Source organism: Flavobacteriales bacterium (assembly GCA_016716605.1).
Classification (GTDB): domain Bacteria; phylum Bacteroidota; class Bacteroidia; order Flavobacteriales_F; family PHOS-HE28; genus PHOS-HE28.
On record JADJWA010000001.1, the window covers coordinates 1,795,329 to 1,812,917 of the forward strand.

A 17,589-nucleotide genomic window follows, 5' to 3' on the forward strand; every position below is an offset into this window, starting at 1 on the left:
GCGCTACCGGCTCACAAGCACTTTCCCAACAAAACCACTATGGCCGGTGATCTGAACGAAGTACAGACCTGAACGCAGGTGTTGTGTGCTGAATATGTCACTTCGACCGGCGTTGCTGACCAGCGCCTTGCGAAACATCATTCGGCCCATTTGGTCGAAGAGCGTCATCTCGTAGCGCCCGTTTGACAGCTCGGTCATTACCCATTGGTCCACGCCAACGGCAGCGATTGCAGGCTCAAGAGGTGCCGCAACAACCTCTGCAACCGCCACCGGCCCGCTGCACTCGCCTACATAGCTCTCGCCTATGAACTTGGCAACTCCGTTCACGAACACGCCATCGAGCGTGTCGCCGAACTTCACCATGAAGAGCGTGTCTTTGTAGAACGCCATGTCTGAAAGGGAACCAGGGTCAGAGACGAGGTCGCCCGGCACGCCGCACCATTCGGTGCCATCCCATGTAGCCAGACCCTTGCTCGAAACGCCACCCGCATAGTTGCAGAAGTGCCGCACCCACAGCAGGCCTTCGTGAACGAGCATCTTCACGGAGCATAGCGTGCTTGTGTTGTTCAAGTTGACTTGAATCCCGGAGCCCATGGAGTGGTAAGCGGTTCCATCCCAGCGCATTATGTTCATGCCAGCGTTGCCGGTGTTCGTTGTGAACTGCCCGCCGATGTATAGGTCGTTCCCGTAAACCTCAAGCGAACCGACTCCGGAAAGACCGCCAAGAATGCCTTGGCCAAGGGGCTGCCATTCGCCATCAACCAACTCGAACACGCAGCGCGCAGTACCGATCGAGGCGTTACTACTGATAACCAGCCGATCATTGTACTTCACGATATTGCCTACTGTGTTGTCGGGGTCATCAATATCGCCAATGGGCACCCATGAGCTCCCAATGCGTTTGGCTACGCCTTGGGCTGGAACCCCATCGGCAAAGTCAATTGCGCCAACCGCGTACATCGTGTCTTCTACGGAGCACAAGCGTGCGACAGCGGATCCGATGACGCTGCCATAAGAGCGCCATGCAGTTCCGTCATGGTAAGCCACTCTGCTGGAGGGCTGCCCATTCAGTTCTTCGAAGTCACCACCTATGAACAGCGTGTCATGATGCTGAAGAATGCTGAGAATCCTTCCAGGAACCACACCGGGCAAGGTGTCCCAATCCGCGTTCACATACCTGAGCACGCGGTTGGAGCTGTACCATAAGCTGCCCAAGGCGAGTGTGCCTCCATAGTACAGCGTGTCCTCGCCTGGGCTGGTGCATAGGTAGCCCGTGGACCACTGATCACCAGGGAAAGCGGTGGGCGCCCAATGAGGCTGGGCACATGCAGCAACCAAATGTGCGCAGCAAACCCCCGATGCGAGTATGCGAGCCATGTGCTAGCGGCTTACGATGAGCCTGAAGGCAGCTGCGCGTAGTCCGGCCACTCGCGCCAAATACACCCCTTGGCCGAGCTCGCTGGTGTCGATAAGGCTGCTTCGGCCTTGGCTACTAGGAAGGCTAGCTTGTCTCGCAAGCCTGCCTTCTGCATCGAAGAGACTGAATCGGTAATTGCCATCCGGCAAACCACCGAGCACCCATTGATCAGTTCCAATGGCCATGGCGAAAACGTCTGGAGTGGACAACGTTTGCACGTCCGGCAAGCCGGTGAATGCGTCAATGCAAATGGCCGTGACGAAGGCGTCCGTGCCGTTCGGCACCTGGGCATTGAAAACGGTCTGGAACCAGGCATCGTTGCCGGGGTTGAACAACGGGAAGAAAGAGGTGTCAGGCGCGGCCACTTTCGATGTCGAGCCGCTCAAATACAATTGTGTGGGCGCGAGCGCGATAGAGTTGATGGTCTCGATGAAGGGGAAGCCGCCGAAGAAAGGCGGCTGGCGCTCTTCGCCGCCGAAGTAAGTGGCGAGAATCAGGTAGTGGTCCGGCGTCCACGTCATCAGGAATGCATCAGCACCGAGCATGGGGGCGCCTGTGATGATGCTGTCCTGGAAGTAAATCCCATTCATTTCGGCGGAAGCATTCAATGGCGATTCGCCAATGGCCTGCGCAAGGATGCGCCCGGCGACGTGGATGTTGCCATTTGCGTCAATGCGCACGGCTTGCACATCCATACGATTAGGGCCGCTGGCGAGGTAGCTGGTCCACGTCCGTGAACGGTCCTGCCCGAACTCGAAGATGACCTGATCGCTCTCCGTGTACTGGTGCCACCCCACGCCTGGTACGACGTCGACAGCCTGATTCGTGGCGGCCACGAACACAATGTTGCCGGAAGGACCGATTTCCAGAATGTTCTTTCCATCCACATACTCAATGCCTTCCCAACCGATGAAGGTCCCCCACTGCACGTCACCATCCAAGGTGAACTCCACGAGCACTAGGTCACCGCCACCGTCGGCATAAATCGGCTGGTCGTAGGCATTGGCACCGCCATCCAGAATGGGTTCGAATCCTGGGCTTTCGCTGGTGCCGACCGCAATGATCCGGTTGCCGTGGCATTGAACCTTCCAGAGCCTGTCGGTCTGTTCATCCCCGACGTGCGTGGTGTAGCGCAGGTTGTCGGAAACATCAAGCGCGATGATGAAGCCGTCAACCCCGCCAGAGTGTGGCCTGACATAGGCGCCCGGTGGTTGATTGGCCGGTTGTGGCATTGTGCCCTGTGAGCCGCCGGCAATCACCAGGCGCCCCAGACTGTCAAGGTCGAGGCCATACACGCGCGAGTAGTAGTTCCCTAGGTAGGTTGACCAGCGCAGATTACCATCGATGTCGAATTGTGCGACAAAGCCGTTGACCACGCCACCTGCCGTGCCTGTGCTGTCGTTGTATGCTCCGGGTTTCTCGTCGATGTAGAGGCCATTGTCCTGAATCTCACCTCCGATGTAAATGTCCGTTCCGTCGAAGATGCTCCTCACTGCCATCGCGTTTGGATAGGCGTGTGCGTCAACGCCATCATTACCGCCATAGAATGCGGTCCACTTCAAAACATGATTCACATCAAAGCGGGTCACGAAAATGGGCCAAGGAACATTCGCGAATTGAAGGTCGAAGCCAGGGTCATTCGGGAAGAAGGAGTAGGCTGAATTGGTGACGCCTGCAACAAAGTAGTTGCCTGCGGTATCCGTTTCACTAACGTAGATGTATTCTTCATTTGCATCGCCCAGGTAACTGCTCCAGCAAAGGCCTTCCGCTTCATCATATGCGACCGGTTCGGGCCCCGCCTGCAAGTACAGCGGCAGCTCCGTGTCGTACGCGTCGAACTCGAAGCGCACGAGGTCCAGCCCATTGTCCGGCAAGTACTCGGCATTCCAGGAAAGCGGTTGCGGAACGCCCTGTGCATCAAGTTGGAATGCGCGCACCTGGTTCAGCTTGATGAACTTACCATCGCGCCAGATCTTCAACGCGCCCTCCACATCCACCTTCAGGCTGTCCTGTCCTTCGAATCCCAGCATCACTTGGTTCGGGTTGAAACCAGGTCGGCACGTAAGTGTCATCACAGGACCGCTGCTTCGGCTGTGCAGGGATAGGTCCACATCCTTAATGAACTCAGGATATGTGATCCCCTCGAATCCGGATATGGCTGTCACGCCGTTCGGTGCGGTGTGCGGCACATAGTAGTGCCTGACATGGCCGCGTTCGCCCCAAGGTTCCGGGGAGGCATAATTCCTCCCAGGACCGGCGGAGAGCATCCGGATGTTCAAGATGGTGTCGGGTGTGGTGGCGCTCGTATCGCGCAGCGTAACGGCGAAGGTGACCCGCGAGCTATCCTGAAGAAAAGTATTCAATGGGCTGCCTGATGAGGCGTACAGCACATCGGGGCATGCAACACCGAGGTTGTCGCGAAGTTGGCCCTCATTCTTCCAGAAGCTGAGGGCAGGATTCCCGGCCGCATCGAAGAAATCGGGAGGGGCTTGCTGGGCTGGAAGCATTACCGATGCGGAGAGCGCCGCGAAAGTGAGGCAGCTTCGTAGCGTTGGGCGCTGGGCTTCATCGCGGTTGGCTTTGGGAGGTTAAAACTAGAAGTTTTCAAGACCGATCTGCGTTCGGTCACAGCCGGTCGCGATCGTGCAATGTGACGACGGGCCTCGCGCTTCTGGTTGAGGCCAGCGAGGCAGCATGAGCGGCTCAGCGGGGTGATGCACGGCCGAGCCGCGCACGTCCCACCCCAAGGCCGAATAGCGCGAGGTCATAGCGCACCGGGTCGGCGGCATCGAATTCGCGTAAGGAGGCGGTGAGCTCCTCCACCGCTTTCCAATCGTCCTGCTTGCGGGTAAGGAGGCCGAGAGCACGCGCCACGCGGCCGGTATGCACATCAAGCGGCACCATCAGGTCGGCAGGCTTGATCCGTTTCCAGAGACCGAGGTCCACACCGCGGTCATTGGGCCGCACCATCCAGCGCAGGTACATGTTGATGCGCTTGGCATTGCTGCCCTTCGATGGATCAGTGACATGCTTGCGTGTGCGCGGCTGATGCTTCGGCTCGAAGAAGCGTTGCTTGAAGCGCGCGATGGCGGAGCCCATATCGCCGGTCGTTTCGTTCTCAAGGAAAGCCGCTTCGATGCCGCCATGCTTCGCGCACAGGTGGCGCAACGCGACGATGAAGTGCTTCAGGTCCGTGCCGTTGAAGGTGCGATGCACGAAGCCGCCCACGTGCTTAAGGTCCGTTGCGTCGGCGTTCATCACGAAATCGAAGGGCCGCTCATCCATGAGCCGTGCCAGCTTCCACGCGTTGCTGATGATGGTCTTGCGCTGGCCCCAGGCGATGGTGGCGGTGAGGAAGCCGATCATCTCCGCATCTTCCCGCTTGCTGAAGGCGCGCGGCACCTGGATCGGGTCGTCGGTAATGAATGAAGGGCGCGCGAGCCGGTCGTACGCTTCATCGAGGAGCGACTTCATTCCATTCCGGTCCTCCGGTCGCCTCGGCATCAGCCAAGATCCTTGCTTGCAAGCGCCTTCACGGTCTGGCCATTTGCCCGGATGTTCCTGGCTGCCAGTTCCACGGAGATCGCGATGCGCTTATCGCGCGTTTGCCCGGTCCGAGCACCGAGCACCCAGGTGAGGATCTGCTTGCGCGCGCCGGGCGGGAAGGCTTCATAGTGGGAAAGTGCCTTCTTGTTCTTCCTTAAGGCGCGCAGCAGGTCCGCCGGCATCTCAAAGGCCTCGGCGGCATCGATGCTCGTCCACGATCCGTTCTGCTTGGCGATCCCGATCTTCTTCAGCCCCGCGGCAGTCATCCGCTTCGTGGCGATGAGCTTCTCAATGCGCTCCTTGTTCAGCTTGCTCCAGACGCTCTTTGGCTTGCGCGGGCAGAAGTACTGCATGCGGCGATCAGCATCGAGCTTGCGGGGCACGCTGTCGATCCACCCGAAGCAGAGCGCTTCCTCCACCACGGCTTCGTAGCTCACGTATCGTTCAGCCCGATGGATTTTCCAGGTCACGAGCCAGATGCCGGCACTGCGAGCATGGTTCCTCTTCAGCCACGAGCGCCATTTCGCGCGGCTGGTCACTTCCACTTGTCCGAGCCCGTCGAGCTTGGTCGGCATTGGCGGCCGCTAGCGCTGCGGGATCGCGAAGCTGGGCATCTCCATCAGCTGGTACCCGCTGATGTCGAAGAGGGCATCATCCACCTTGCCAGCGACGAGCTCCTTGATATAGCAGACAACCCGCTCATCGCCTTGCGCGGGCAACCACTCAAACTCGAGCGGGAAGCCCTCGACATCGGTGCGGGCATGGCGGTTCTGTTGGGCGGCCTGGCCGTCCATGCCGCGCGCCATGTCGATGAAGGCGTTGCGAAGGCCAGTGGCCACCCATGCCGTCCATGTTCCCTCTTTGCTGGTGGCGATCACCTTGGTGCAGCTATGCCCTTCGATCACCTTCGTCTCCTTGGTCACGGTGACCACCGGCTGCTCGCCCTTCGCGCTGCCGTCAGCGGGGAGCTCGGGCCGCTTCACCTTCATGGCCATGCGACTGCCTTGGCCGTTATCGATCAGCGTGTAGCTCCAGTTGCCGCGCAGGTCGGTGAGCATGCGCATCTGCTGTGCCTGGTCGGGCATCAACAGTTCATATAGGATCATGTCGGCGCGGCCCCAGAAGCGGATGTTCACCGGGCTATGCTTGTCCTCCTTGTCGTTCTTGTACGTGTGCATCTCCATGCGGAAGCTGCCGATGAAGGCATCATTGCCGGCAGGAATCCGGGATGCACTGGTGAAGAGGCCTACGGTGATCAGCAGGCAGAGGAAGATGGCGCGCATCATGGCGGTGGGGATTTGGCCGAAAGGTAGAAGGGCTCAGGGCTGAATCACCCCATCCTTCATCACCAGCTTGCGGTCGGCCATATCCGCCAGTTCCTCGTTGTGCGTCACGATCACGAAGGTCTGCCCGAGTTCCTTCCGCAGGTCGAAGAAGAGCTGATGCAGCTCGCGGGCGTGCGCGCTGTCGAGGTTGCCGCTGGGCTCATCGGCCAGCACCACGCTTGGGCTGTTGAATAGCGCACGGGCCACGGCCACGCGTTGCTGCTCGCCGCCGCTCAGTTGGGCGGGCTTGTGTTCCATGCGCGGGAGCACGTTCAAGCGCTTCAGCAACTCCTCCGCGCGCGGCGCGCATTCGCTTTTGCCCTTGCCGGCGATCAGGCCCGGCATCATCACGTTCTCCAGCGCAGTGAACTCCGGAAGCAAATGGTGGAACTGGAACACAAAGCCGATATGAGCGTTGCGGAAGGCGGAAAGCGCCTTCGGCCCCATCCTCGAGGCTTCCTGATCGTTGATGCGAAGGTGGCCCTCGTCGGGTCGCTCCAAGGTTCCGAGGATCTGCAAGAGCGTGGTCTTTCCGGCTCCGCTCGCACCCACGATGCTCACCACCTCACCCTTCGCCACGCGCAGGTCCACGCCTTTCAGCACTTCCAAGGCGCCGTAGCGCTTGCGGATCCCGATGGCTTCGATCATGGCGTAAAGGAAGCCACGGAGCGTGAATCGGGCCGCGGGCTACTTTCGCCGCGCATCCGAATCGATCCGCATGAACCTGCACGAGTACCAAGGCAAGAGCATCCTCGCCCAGCATGGCGTCCGCATCCAACGTGGACTGGTGGCCTACAATGCCGATGAGGCCGTTGATCAAGCCAAGCGGCTGGCCCAGGAGACCGGCACCAAGTTCTGGGTGGTTAAGGCGCAGATCCATGCAGGCGGCCGTGGCAAAGGCGGTGGCGTGAAGCTCGCCAAGAGCATCGACGAGGTGCGCGAGAAGGCCGAGGCCATCATTGGCATGCAGCTCATCACGCCGCAAACGCCGCCGACGGGCAAGAAGGTGCACAAAGTGCTCATCGCGGAGGACATGTATTACCCCGGTGCCAGTGAGACCAAGGAGTATTACATGAGCGTGCTGCTCGATCGAGCCAGCGGCAGGAACATCATCATGTACAGCACCGAGGGCGGCATGGACATCGAGGAGGTGGCCGAGCGCACGCCCGAGAAGATCTTCAAGGAGGAGGTGGATCCGCGCGTGGGCCTGCGCCCCTTCCAATGCAACAAGATCGCTGTGAACCTGGGCTGCAACGGCAACGCGAAGAAGGAGATGGTGAAGTTCGTGGCCGCGCTCTACAAGGCATACGAGAGCAGCGATGCCGCCATGTTCGAGATCAACCCGGTGCTCAAGACCAGCGATGACAAGATCGCGGCTGTTGATGCCAAGGTGCGCCTCGATGGCAATGCGCTCTTCCGCCATCCCGACTACGTGGAGATGCGCGACAAGACCGAAGAGGACCCCATTGAAGTGGAGGCGGGCGAAGCGGGCCTCAACTACGTGCGCCTCGATGGCAATGTGGGCTGCATGGTGAATGGCGCGGGCCTCGCCATGGCGACGATGGACATCATCAAGCTCAGCGGTGGCGAACCGGCCAACTTCCTCGATGTGGGCGGCACGGCCGATGCGGCGCGCGTGGAGAAGGCTTTCCGCATCATCCTGAAGGACGAGCGCGTGAAGGCGATCCTGGTGAACATCTTCGGCGGGATCGTGCGCTGCGACCGCGTCGCGCAGGGCATAGTGGATGCCTATAAGAACATCGGCGACATCCAGGTGCCCATCATCGTGCGCCTTCAAGGCACCAACGCGGTGGAGGCGAAGGAGCTCATTGACAGGAGCGGCCTGAAAGTGCTGAGCGCTGTGGCGCTGCAAGAGGCTGCGGACCGGGTGAAGGAGGTGCTGGCCTGAGCGATGGCCCTGCTCCTATTGCACGGTGCCTTGGGCAGCGCGCGCCAATTGGCGGATCTACAGCAACGCATCGGAGGAATCGCCATCGACCTCTCGGGCCACGGCGATCGCGGGATTCCCTCCGAGGGCATCCGATTCGAGCAATTCATCAGCGATATCGATCGCGCCTATAAGGAACAGAAGTGGGACCGGGCGGATCTCTTCGGCTACAGCATGGGCGGTTATGCAGCCATGCTCTATGCGGCGCAGCACCCGGAGCGTGTTCGGTCGGTGGTCACGCTGGGCACCAAGTACCTCTGGACCGAAGAGGGCTTGCAGAAGGAGCTGCGCATGCTCGATCCCGAGGCGATGGAGCAAAAGGTGCCGGTATTCGCACAGGCCTTGGCCGAAGCGCATGGCAAGGCTCGATGGAGGAGCGTTGTGCGGGCCATCGCCAGGAGCATGACCGAGCTTGCCCGGATGCCGTTGCTGACACCGGAGGTCTGTTCACGGATCCAAAGCCCGGCGCTCATCTGCGTGGGCGAGAACGATAGCACGGCAGTCCCCGACGACACGCGACTCTTCGCGCGAAGGGTGAAAGGCGCTGAGGTGCTCATACTTCCCAACACGCCGCACCCTTTGGGCAAGGTGGATCCGGCCTTCTTCGTCCCGCGCTTGATGGAGTTCTGGTTCGCGATCCCCTAGCGGAAAAAGAGCCAGCGCCTTCTCCTCTTCTCTTCCTTCGGAGGCTTCGGCAGTCCCGGCAGATGCTCTTGCCCCGGCGTGACCTTGGTCTCAGCCCATCCTTCGATCACCACGAAGAGCTTCCGGTGCTCCGCGCTCATCTTCCTCTCTTCGGTGCGGATGCGCGCTACGGCCTTGTTGCGGTCGCCGAGGACCACCTGCACGATGTTCAGGTCAACGAGGCCATGCCAATCCGGCCACGCTTCTCCCTTGCTGTACGTGCCGATACGGATGGTATCGTCGGGAGCCATGGTCCACGTGCCACCTGGTAGGGCGGGCGAAGGCTCCTTCGGGGTAGCTGCAACGCGCACTGCAGCGTTCGTCGGGTTCACTACGAAGAGCTCACTCTGGAACATCTTCTGGCATTCGGTCACTTCCTGCTTTGACAGCTCGGAGGGAGGGCTTGTTTGGGGGGGCGTTCGGGATGGAGGCCAATCCATGCGCGGAATGGGACCGTAGTTGTCGTGCCCCTGTTCCATGAAGCCGGTCTTATTGCCTTGGTCATCAAAAGCCGTGGTGCTCCGGTGCCACTGGATGCCACCGTCCGGCGCATCGCTCGTTTCCGCCTTGCTCACCGCACCGTTCGCATGGTAGCTGAAGCGGACCGACGAATGCCCGGCAAAGCGACGGGTCTGTCCCTCGAAGATGACTTCGCCATTCTGCTTGTAGGCCCAGCTGCGGCCCCAACGGTCATCCCTGTCGCGCCATTCCTTGGTGCTCACTTGGCCACTGGTGAAGTAGCGTACCACAACGGTCCCGGTATCGGTCTTGAAGGTGCGCTCCTTCGGTTGGGCCGAAGAAGCCGCGCACAGGGCGAGAAGGGGCACGAATGCAAGGAGTCGCATGGCAGGCCGAAGCCAAAGTTCGGGCCAGCCCTTCGCATCTTCGCGCTCCCAAGATTGCTATACATGGCAAGAACCGAGAAGATCAAGAAGCTCCTCGTCGCCAACCGCGGCGAGATCGCCCTGCGCGTGATGCGCTCCGCCCGTGAGATGGGCATAGCCACCGTAGCCGTGTATTCTGAAGCCGACCGTAATGCGCCCTTCGTGCGTTTCGCGGATGAAGCGGTGTGCATCGGTCCGCCCCCGAGCAAGGAGAGCTACCTGGTGATCGATAAGCTCGTGAAGGCGTGCAAGGACCTGAAGGTCGATGCGGTGCATCCCGGCTACGGCTTCCTCAGCGAGAACGGCGACTTCGCCCGGGCGCTGGAGAAGGCTGGCGTCATCTTCGTTGGGCCTTCACCGCATGCCATGAAAGTGATGGGCGATAAGCTCGCGGCGAAGGAGGCGGTGAAGCAATTCGGCGTGCCGTTGGTGCCTGGAACCGAGGGCGCAGTGAGCGGAATCGAGGAAGCGATCGCCGTGGCGAAGACCATCAGATTCCCGATCCTGATCAAGGCCGCAGCAGGCGGTGGCGGCAAGGGCATGCGCGTAGTGGAGGAGGAGGCCGGGCTGAAAGAGGGACTGGAGCGCGCCATCAGCGAAGCGCAGAATGCTTTCGGCGATGGCAGCGTGTTCATCGAGAAGTACGTAGCCGGGCCGCGCCACATCGAAGTGCAGGTGATGGCCGATGCGCACGGCAACACCTGCTACCTCTTCGAGCGGGAATGCAGCGTGCAGCGCCGCCACCAGAAGGTGGTGGAGGAGGCCCCCAGCGCGGCGCTGACGCCCGTGATGCGCAAGCGAATGGGGGAGGCCGCTGTGAACGTGGCGAAGAGCGTGGACTATGTGGGCGCGGGCACCGTGGAGTTCCTGCTCGACGAGGGCGGCGACTTCTACTTCATGGAGATGAACACGCGCCTTCAGGTGGAGCATCCGGTCACGGAGATGATCACGGGCCTCGATCTGGTGAAGCTGCAGATCCGCGTGGCCGAAGGGGACAAGCTGCCCTTCGCCCAAGAGGATCTGAAGATCAACGGCCACGCCATCGAGGTGCGCGTGTACGCCGAGGACCCCATGAACAATTTCCTGCCGGACATCGGCACGCTCACCACCTATCGGCCTCCGCAGGGTCCCGGTGTGCGCGTCGATGATGGCTTTGAAGAGGGAATGGAGATACCCATTCATTACGACCCCATGATCGCCAAGCTGATCACCTATGGAGCCACGCGAGAGGAGGCCATCACGCGGATGGAGCGCGCCATCGATGATTACGCGATCACCGGCGTGGAGACCACCTTGCCGTTCTGTCGCTACGTCATGGGCCATGAGGCGTTCCGCAGCGGGCGGTACGATACCCATTTCGTGCGCGACCATTTCAAGCCTGAGGTCCTGGAGGGGCTTGGTGAGTCCGAGGCGCAGGCAGCTGGTCTCGTGGCTGCGGAACTCATGCGCCAGAGTAGGCCGCCTTCGGCCAGGGTTGCGGTTCCTGGGAGCCACGCAAGTCCTTGGAAACTAAGGAGGCGCTGATTGAGTACAAGGCCCGGCGGTTTCCAGCGTTGTAGCTTCGCTGTACCGATCGCCATTGATGCGCCCTTACCATCGATACTTGATCCTGATCTTGTTGGGAAGCCTTGCTTTCCTTGAGGCTGATGCGCAATCGGAGGGCGCCGTGAGCGTGCATCGCGCCGTGATTATGGATGGCGATACGGTGCCCGTGGTCGACCTCCCGCCCGCATTCGTGGAGGTTCGATGGACCGCTCGCGACCGGAGGCAGGCCGAACGCTACGATAAGCTCACGCGGTACGTCACCAAGGTCTATCCCTATGCCCGTCTCACCGGCGACCTGCTGCGCGAGTACGAGCATGACCTGGCCATGATGGACCGCTCCGGCGATCAAGATCTTTATGTGAAGCTCGCCGAAGCGGAGCTGCGTGCCGAGTTCGAGGCTGAGGTGAAGGACCTCACCATCAGCCAGGGCAAGTTGCTGGTCAAGCTCATCGATCGCGAGACCGGGCGCACCAGCTATGATCTCGTGCGCCAGCTGCGCGGTTCGTTCACGGCCTTCGTTTGGCAAGGCATGGCGCGCATGTTCGGTCACGATCTGCGCAGCACCTACGATCCTGTCGGCGACGATAAGCTGGTGGAGGTGATCGTGCAGCGCATCGAGCGGGGCGAGCTTGCGGTGGCGGTGCGCCCGCCGCGAACGGCGAAAGCGCAGGCGCGGCTCGAGAAGCGCAAGGCGCGGCTGTACAAGAAGTACGGCATCCCCGTGGATCGGGCCAGCACCAATTGAGCGCGATCAGCTCAGCGCCTTCACCATGATGTGGTCGTCCATGACGTAGCCACCACCGATGTCCATCACGATGTCGCGCTCTATGGCGAAGCCATGGGCTTTGTAGAAGCCCAAAGAGCGATTGCGCTTGTTCACCGTGAGGTCCACCTCGGTGTCGCCGGAGCCCATGGCTTCCTCGATCACGTCTAGCAGCAGCGCCTTGCCGGCCCCGCCACCCTGGGTGCCGGGTTGCACGTAGAGCTTGTGCAGGCGGGTTCGAGTGCTGTCCTCGTGGTGATGCTCGAATCCGGCGAACCCGACGGCGGCCCCGCTCAACTCTGCGATGATGAATCGATGCCCCTTCGCGCCCATTTGTTTACGGAGCGAATCCTCGCTATACATCAATTCCAGCATGTAGGCGATTTGCTCCGGACTGATCATTTCCCTGTAGGAGACCGGCCAGGTGGCGTGCGCGATTGCTTGGATCAGCGGGATGTCTTGCGCTGTTGCGCTGCGGATGGAGATCACTTGCTGAATGCCTGGGCCACCAACAGGTCCTTGCTGCCCGCGGTGTACGCGTAGAAGCCTTCCCCGCTCTTCGCGCCCAGCTTGCCGGCGGTCACCATCAGCACGAGCAGGGGACATGGCGCGTACTTCGGCTCACCCAGGCCCTCGTGCAGCACGCGCATGATCGCAAGGCACGTGTCCAGTCCGATGAAGTCGGCCAGTTGCAGCGGGCCCATGGGGTGCGCCATGCCCAGCTTCATGATACTGTCGATCTCAGCAACACCGCCCACGCCCTGCCAGAGCGTCTGGATGGCCTCGTTGATCATGGGCATCAGGATGCGGTTGGCCACGAATCCAGCGTAGTCGTTCACGGTCACGGGCACCTTGCCGATCGCCGAGCTCAGGTCCACCACTGTCTTCGTCACGGCATCGGTGGTATCGTAACCGCGGATCACCTCCACGAGCTTCATCACCGGCACGGGGTTCATGAAGTGCATGCCGATCACTTGGCCAGGGCGATTGGTGGCCGCTGCGATCCGCGTGATGCTGATGCTGCTGGTATTCGTGGCCAGAATCGCCGAAACCGGTGCATTCGCATCGATATCCTTGAAGATGCGAAGCTTCAGGTCCACGTTCTCCGTGGCGGCCTCGATCACGAGCTCGGCCTCCTTCACGCCTGCAGCCAGATCGGTGCTCGTGGCAATGGAAGCAAGGGCGTCCTTCTTCTGCTCTTCAGTGAGTGAGCCCTTTGCCACCTGCCGGTCCATGTTCTTCCCGATGGTCGCCAAGGCTCTGTCCAGGCTGGCCTGCGCGATGTCGATCAAGGTGACAGTGTGCCCGCGCTGCGCGAACACATGGGCGATGCCATTGCCCATTTGGCCGGCACCGATGACGGAGATCTTCATTGAATCAATCGTTAGCGCGGCAAGGTAGGGGTCGATAATTGTCGACCCCTACTTGCCATCCCCCTTAAGGATGATGAGCACCGTGTAGGCGAGGATCTTCAGGTCAACCGCCAGGCTCATGTTCTCGATGTAGAGGATGTCGTACTTAAGCCTGCGCACCATCTGATCGATGTTCTCGGCATAGCCGAATTTCACTTGGCCCCAACTGGTGATGCCGGGCCGCACCTTGGTCAGGTGGCGGTAGTGCGGGGCCACTTCGGTGATGGCATCGATGTAGTGCTGGCGCTCGGGCCGAGGGCCCACCAGGCTCATCTCGCCTTTGAGCACGTTCCAGAATTGCGGGAGCTCGTCCATGCGGGTGCGCCGCATCCAGCGGCCTATGGGCGTGATGCGTGGATCGGTGGCGCTGCTTAACTGCGGGCCGTCCTGCTCTGCATTGCTCACCATGCTCCTGAATTTCACGATCCGGAAGGGACGGCCGTGCTTGCCGATACGCTCCTGCGTGAAGAACACGGGCCCCGGGCCGGAGAGCATCACAAGAAGGGCCAGTGCCAGGTACAAAGGCAATAGGATTGCGAGCGCGATCGAGCTCACCACGATATCCACGACACGCTTCAGTGAGAACTGCCAGGCGGGCATGATCTCCGGGTTCACCTCGATCAGCGGCGTGCCGAAGATGCTGGTCATCTTCACCGAGCCGGAAAGGATGTCGTACATGTCCGGGATCACCTTGATGCGCACCCCAGTGCCCTCCAGCTCATTCATGATCCTGCTCATGTGCTCGTGCTCGGTGCTGTCCACGGCTATGATGGCCTCTTCGACGCTGTGCTGCAGGATCACTTGCCGCAGCTCGTGCCATTTGCCAAGGCGCGGCAGGATGCCAGCGAGCTGTTGATCGCCGCCGTTCACGTTCACGAAGCCCACGAACCGGTTGCCGGGCGATTTGGGCATGGCCTCGATCTCTTGGTGCACGGCGACCGCGCGCTCGTTGCCGCCCACCAGCACGGTGTTGAATCCGATGCGGCGCTGGTGCACGGCCCGCACGGTACCGCTGGTGATCAGGAACCGCAGCGGGAAGGTGATCCCGAAGTGCAGCACGAAGAGCGCCAGGAAGCTGCGGTAGTGGTAGCTCGCACTGGGCACCTCATCGTCGAGCAGCAGCACGAAGAAGATCACCAGCACGCCAATGGTGGTTACCAGCAGGGTCTGGCCCAATTCCTTGGTCCGGAAGCGGCGGAACACATCGCGGTAGCCGCCGATAGCCGTGTAGAGCCCGAACCAGAACAAGGGAACGAGCACCAGGCCCTTGAAGTAGTTCGCATCGAGGTCGATGGGCACATCCGTGCCGAACTTCATCGGCTCGAGCACGGCCTTCCGGTATAGGAAGAACAGCGTCCAGGCGGCAGCCGCGCCCGCCAGATCGGCGATCACGTACTTGGCCACTTGGATGCGTCTCGATCCGGTCACGGGATGCGCAGGAGCTTGATGTTGTCCAAATAGATCTCGGCGCTGCTTCGGCTATCGGGCAGCGTGGCTTCGATGTAAACGTCCCGTTCGCTGACCGCGCTGTTGAAGAAAGCGCTCAGGTCGAGGTACACCTTGTTCCACGGCATGCTTCCGTCGCTGCGGTGCGTCGGCGGCAGGAAGATGAACGGCTCGATGCGCTCGAGCCCATCGGCGAAGTACTTCACGCCCACGGTGATGAGCAGATCGCTGCGGTGATCGAGCTCCAGGAAAGCCGGGCCTCCGTAGCTCAGGAAATCCTCGTCGCTCTCGATGCGCACGAAGCGGTGATCCGAATCGAGCCGGAAGCCCGCGCAGGGGCCATTCTCCAAGAACTCCAGTTCCGGATGAGTGGCAGGGGTGAAGCGCAGTAATTGCGTATCGCTGCTGGCCGTGATGGAGAACAGGCTGAAAAGGTCCTCGAAGCCTTCGTGCCAGACCAAGGTCTCATCGGTGTACGAAGTTCCGGGCGCCACCACCGCGGTGCCCTCGCGCGTGAGATCCACCGTGCCGCTCCAGGGATTGTAGAAGGGGTAGCGCAGGCGATCGTCGAATGTGCCGTTGCGCTTGATGGCGGGCGCCACGCCGATCAAGTTAGGCCCTTCGGCGAGCACCGGCACGCGCGCAGGCAGCTCCCATACGCCGATGAGTTCCTCGTTCAGCGTGATCCACGCATCCGTGATCTTGCTGGTGGCGCCGCCCTGATTGGCGCTGGTGCTCACGGTCACCGCCGGAACCTCAACGAAGGCCGGCACCTTATCGCCCTTCGCGCATCCGGTGATCACTAGTGCGGCGAGCGGCAGCTTCGCGTAGAGGTAGGGCATGCGTGAACACCGGCCCAACGCACGCCGGATCCGATCAGTATGCGAGTTCATGATTTCCCCTGTTCCATGCTACCCAACACGGCCAGCGCTACACGCAGCGCATCGGCGGCCTCGCCCAATGTCACCCTCGCCGGAGCGCCGGTCCGGATGCTCTCCGCGAAGGCGGCCAATTCCTCCCGGATGGCGTTGATCACCGGCACGCCGGGCTTCTCGAAGGAGATCTCGCGCTTCCCTTTGCCATCAGGCAGGTCAATCGTCACAGCGAAGGGGTCAGGCTCGCCCTCAACCGGCCGCATGCGCACCACTTCGGCTTCTTTCGCAAGCATGTCAACCGAGATGTAGGCATCCCGTTGGAAGAACCGGCTCTTGCGCATGTTCTTCAGGCTGATGCGGCTGGCCGTGAGGTTGGCCACGCAGCCATTCGCGAAGGCGATTCGCGCGTTGCATATGTCGGGCGTATCGCTCACCACGGCCACGCCGCTGGCCGTAACCGAGGCTACGGGGCTCCGGACCACATGCAGGATCAGGTCGATGTCGTGGATCATCAGGTCAAGCACCACGCTCACATCGGTGCCGCGCGGATTCCATTGCGCCAGCCGGTGGCCCTCGATGAACATGGGTTCACCGAAATAGGGGAGGGCGGCTTGGAACGCAGGATTGAAGCGCTCCACATGCCCAACCTGCACGGTGAGCTTCCGTTCTGCGGCCAGGGCCTGGAGGGCTTCGGCTTCTTCCACCGTTACGGTCACCGGCTTCTCAATGAAGCAATGCAGGCCGTGCCCCATGGCCTGCATGGCCAGCCGGTGGTGGACCACCGTGGGCGTCACGATGTCGATCGCATCCACCGAAGTGAGCAGTTCCTCAGCCGAGGCCCAGCCCCTGACGCCGAATTCCGCAGTGATCGCCTCACGCTTCTCCGGATGCGGGTCGAACACGCCCACCACCTCGAAGGCGGGCACATGCTGCAGCTGCTGCACATGGATGCGGCCCAAATGGCCAGCACCGAGCACGCCGATGCGGAGCGGGTTCCTGATTTCCATGCAGGTTGATGAAAAGCGGGCAAAAATAGCCGGATGCCGCTCCTCACAGCCGGTACCTTTGCCCGCCTCAACGATGCGCGCAACCGACGATTTCAGGCACCAGGGCATGCGGCGCAAGCTGGTCCTCTTGTTGCGCGGGAAAGGAATCGCGCATGAAGGTGTGCTGAAGGCCATCGGAGAAGTGCCGCGTCATCTGTTCATCGACGACAGCGCATTCCAGATGCGCGCTTATGAGGACACCGCCTTTCCGATCCCCTGTGGCCAGACCATTTCGCAGCCCTATACCGTTGCCTTCCAGACCGCACTCCTGAACCCAAGGCCTGGATATCGGATCCTCGAGGTGGGAACAGGTAGCGGCTACCAAACGGCGGTGCTGAGCGCCATGGGCGTGCGCGTTTTCAGCATCGAACGGCACAAGCCCTTGTACCTGCAGACCAAGGAGCGGTTGGCGAGGCTGGGATTCAAGGCGTCGCTTTCGCACGGCGACGGTTTCGCGGGTTTGCCGCGCGAAGCACCCTTCGACGGGGTATTGGTGACTTGCGGAGCGCCGTTCGTTCCGTCATCACTGGTTGAGCAGTTGAAGGTGGACGCACCCTTGGTCATACCCGTTGGGGAGGGCGATATGCAGCAGATGCAGCTGATCAGAAGGGATGGCGAGGGGGGCCTCTCCGTGAGCCCGATGGGCAGTTTCCGATTCGTTCCCATGCTCGCTGAGAAGGCCAGGTGAACAGAAATTC

At 61.2% G+C, this 17,589-nt stretch carries 17 protein-coding genes; 5 read left to right on the forward strand and 12 right to left on the reverse strand.

All coding sequences use genetic code 11. The features are described 5' to 3' along the window. Nucleotides 1–3 precede the first annotated feature (3 nt). The 6 genes from IPM12_07150 to IPM12_07175 form a co-directional block, all read right to left on the reverse strand. Complete coding sequence (locus tag IPM12_07150) at nucleotides 4–1,185, reverse strand: T9SS type A sorting domain-containing protein (GenBank protein ID MBK9147581.1); 1,182 nt, start codon at nucleotides 1,183–1,185, stop codon at nucleotides 4–6. Nucleotides 1,186–1,380: 195 nt separating this feature from the next. Continuing rightward, entirely contained in the window at nucleotides 1,381–3,267 is a 1,887-nt protein-coding gene (locus IPM12_07155; protein ID MBK9147582.1) for a hypothetical protein, read from the reverse strand. A gap of 853 nt (nucleotides 3,268–4,120) precedes the next feature. Next, nucleotides 4,121–4,891, reverse strand: coding sequence for a TIGR02757 family protein (locus tag IPM12_07160; protein ID MBK9147583.1), 771 nt, complete (start codon nucleotides 4,889–4,891; stop codon nucleotides 4,121–4,123). Nucleotides 4,892–4,920: 29 nt separating this feature from the next. Next, complete coding sequence (locus IPM12_07165; GenBank protein ID MBK9147584.1) at nucleotides 4,921–5,538, reverse strand: YdeI/OmpD-associated family protein; 618 nt, start codon at nucleotides 5,536–5,538, stop codon at nucleotides 4,921–4,923. Nucleotides 5,539–5,547: 9 nt separating this feature from the next. Then, nucleotides 5,548–6,249, reverse strand: coding sequence for a DUF4412 domain-containing protein (locus tag IPM12_07170; protein MBK9147585.1), 702 nt, complete (start codon nucleotides 6,247–6,249; stop codon nucleotides 5,548–5,550). Nucleotides 6,250–6,282: 33 nt separating this feature from the next. Then, nucleotides 6,283–6,936, reverse strand: a complete 654-nt coding sequence (locus tag IPM12_07175) for an ABC transporter ATP-binding protein (protein MBK9147586.1) — start codon at nucleotides 6,934–6,936, stop codon at nucleotides 6,283–6,285. A gap of 70 nt (nucleotides 6,937–7,006) precedes the next feature. On the opposite strand from IPM12_07175, the gene sucC reads away from it, so the two are divergent. Both sucC and IPM12_07185 read left to right on the forward strand, forming a co-directional pair. Continuing rightward, nucleotides 7,007–8,197 (forward strand): ADP-forming succinate--CoA ligase subunit beta, encoded by a 1,191-nt coding sequence (sucC, locus tag IPM12_07180; protein MBK9147587.1) that lies wholly within the window; start codon nucleotides 7,007–7,009, stop codon nucleotides 8,195–8,197. Nucleotides 8,198–8,200: 3 nt separating this feature from the next. After that, nucleotides 8,201–8,881 (forward strand): alpha/beta fold hydrolase, encoded by a 681-nt coding sequence (locus IPM12_07185; GenBank protein ID MBK9147588.1) that lies wholly within the window; start codon nucleotides 8,201–8,203, stop codon nucleotides 8,879–8,881. Here the strand turns inward: IPM12_07185 and IPM12_07190 are convergent. Continuing rightward, nucleotides 8,878–9,765, reverse strand: a complete 888-nt coding sequence (locus tag IPM12_07190) for a hypothetical protein (protein ID MBK9147589.1) — start codon at nucleotides 9,763–9,765, stop codon at nucleotides 8,878–8,880. The genes IPM12_07185 and IPM12_07190 overlap by 4 nt on opposite strands. A gap of 63 nt (nucleotides 9,766–9,828) precedes the next feature. Between IPM12_07190 and accC the strand changes: the two genes are divergently transcribed. After that, nucleotides 9,829–11,328 carry an acetyl-CoA carboxylase biotin carboxylase subunit gene (accC, locus tag IPM12_07195; GenBank protein ID MBK9147590.1) on the forward strand — a complete coding sequence of 500 codons (1,500 nt, stop codon included), beginning with the start codon at nucleotides 9,829–9,831 and terminating at the stop codon, nucleotides 11,326–11,328. A 79-nt stretch (nucleotides 11,329–11,407) separates the two neighbouring features. Then, nucleotides 11,408–12,094, forward strand: coding sequence for a DUF4294 domain-containing protein (locus IPM12_07200; protein MBK9147591.1), 687 nt, complete (start codon nucleotides 11,408–11,410; stop codon nucleotides 12,092–12,094). A gap of 6 nt (nucleotides 12,095–12,100) precedes the next feature. Here the strand turns inward: IPM12_07200 and IPM12_07205 are convergent, their stop codons facing one another. The 5 genes from IPM12_07205 to IPM12_07225 all read right to left on the reverse strand — a co-directional run bounded on the left by IPM12_07205 (nucleotide 12,101) and on the right by IPM12_07225 (nucleotide 16,852). Next, nucleotides 12,101–12,601: a GNAT family N-acetyltransferase gene (locus IPM12_07205; GenBank protein MBK9147592.1), complete on the reverse strand. Its 501-nt coding sequence runs from the start codon at nucleotides 12,599–12,601 to the stop codon at nucleotides 12,101–12,103. Next, the gene (locus tag IPM12_07210; GenBank protein ID MBK9147593.1) at nucleotides 12,598–13,485 is read right to left on the reverse strand and encodes a 3-hydroxybutyryl-CoA dehydrogenase; all 888 of its coding nucleotides are present in this window, start codon (nucleotides 13,483–13,485) and stop codon (nucleotides 12,598–12,600) included. The genes IPM12_07205 and IPM12_07210 overlap by 4 nt, the downstream gene beginning before the upstream one ends. 48 nt (nucleotides 13,486–13,533) lie before the next feature. Continuing rightward, nucleotides 13,534–14,841: a sugar transferase gene (locus tag IPM12_07215; GenBank protein MBK9147594.1), complete on the reverse strand. Its 1,308-nt coding sequence runs from the start codon at nucleotides 14,839–14,841 to the stop codon at nucleotides 13,534–13,536. A gap of 107 nt (nucleotides 14,842–14,948) precedes the next feature. After that, a complete protein-coding gene (locus tag IPM12_07220; GenBank protein ID MBK9147595.1) occupies nucleotides 14,949–15,812 on the reverse strand; it encodes a hypothetical protein in 864 nt (287 codons plus the stop codon). A 47-nt stretch (nucleotides 15,813–15,859) separates the two neighbouring features. After that, on the reverse strand, nucleotides 15,860–16,852 hold the full coding sequence (locus tag IPM12_07225) for a Gfo/Idh/MocA family oxidoreductase (GenBank protein MBK9147596.1): 993 nt from the start codon (nucleotides 16,850–16,852) through the stop codon (nucleotides 15,860–15,862). Nucleotides 16,853–16,925: 73 nt separating this feature from the next. Here IPM12_07225 and IPM12_07230 point away from each other — a divergent pair, with 73 nt between their 5' ends. Next, entirely contained in the window at nucleotides 16,926–17,579 is a 654-nt protein-coding gene (locus tag IPM12_07230; GenBank protein MBK9147597.1) for a protein-L-isoaspartate(D-aspartate) O-methyltransferase, read from the forward strand. Nucleotides 17,580–17,589 lie beyond the last annotated feature (10 nt).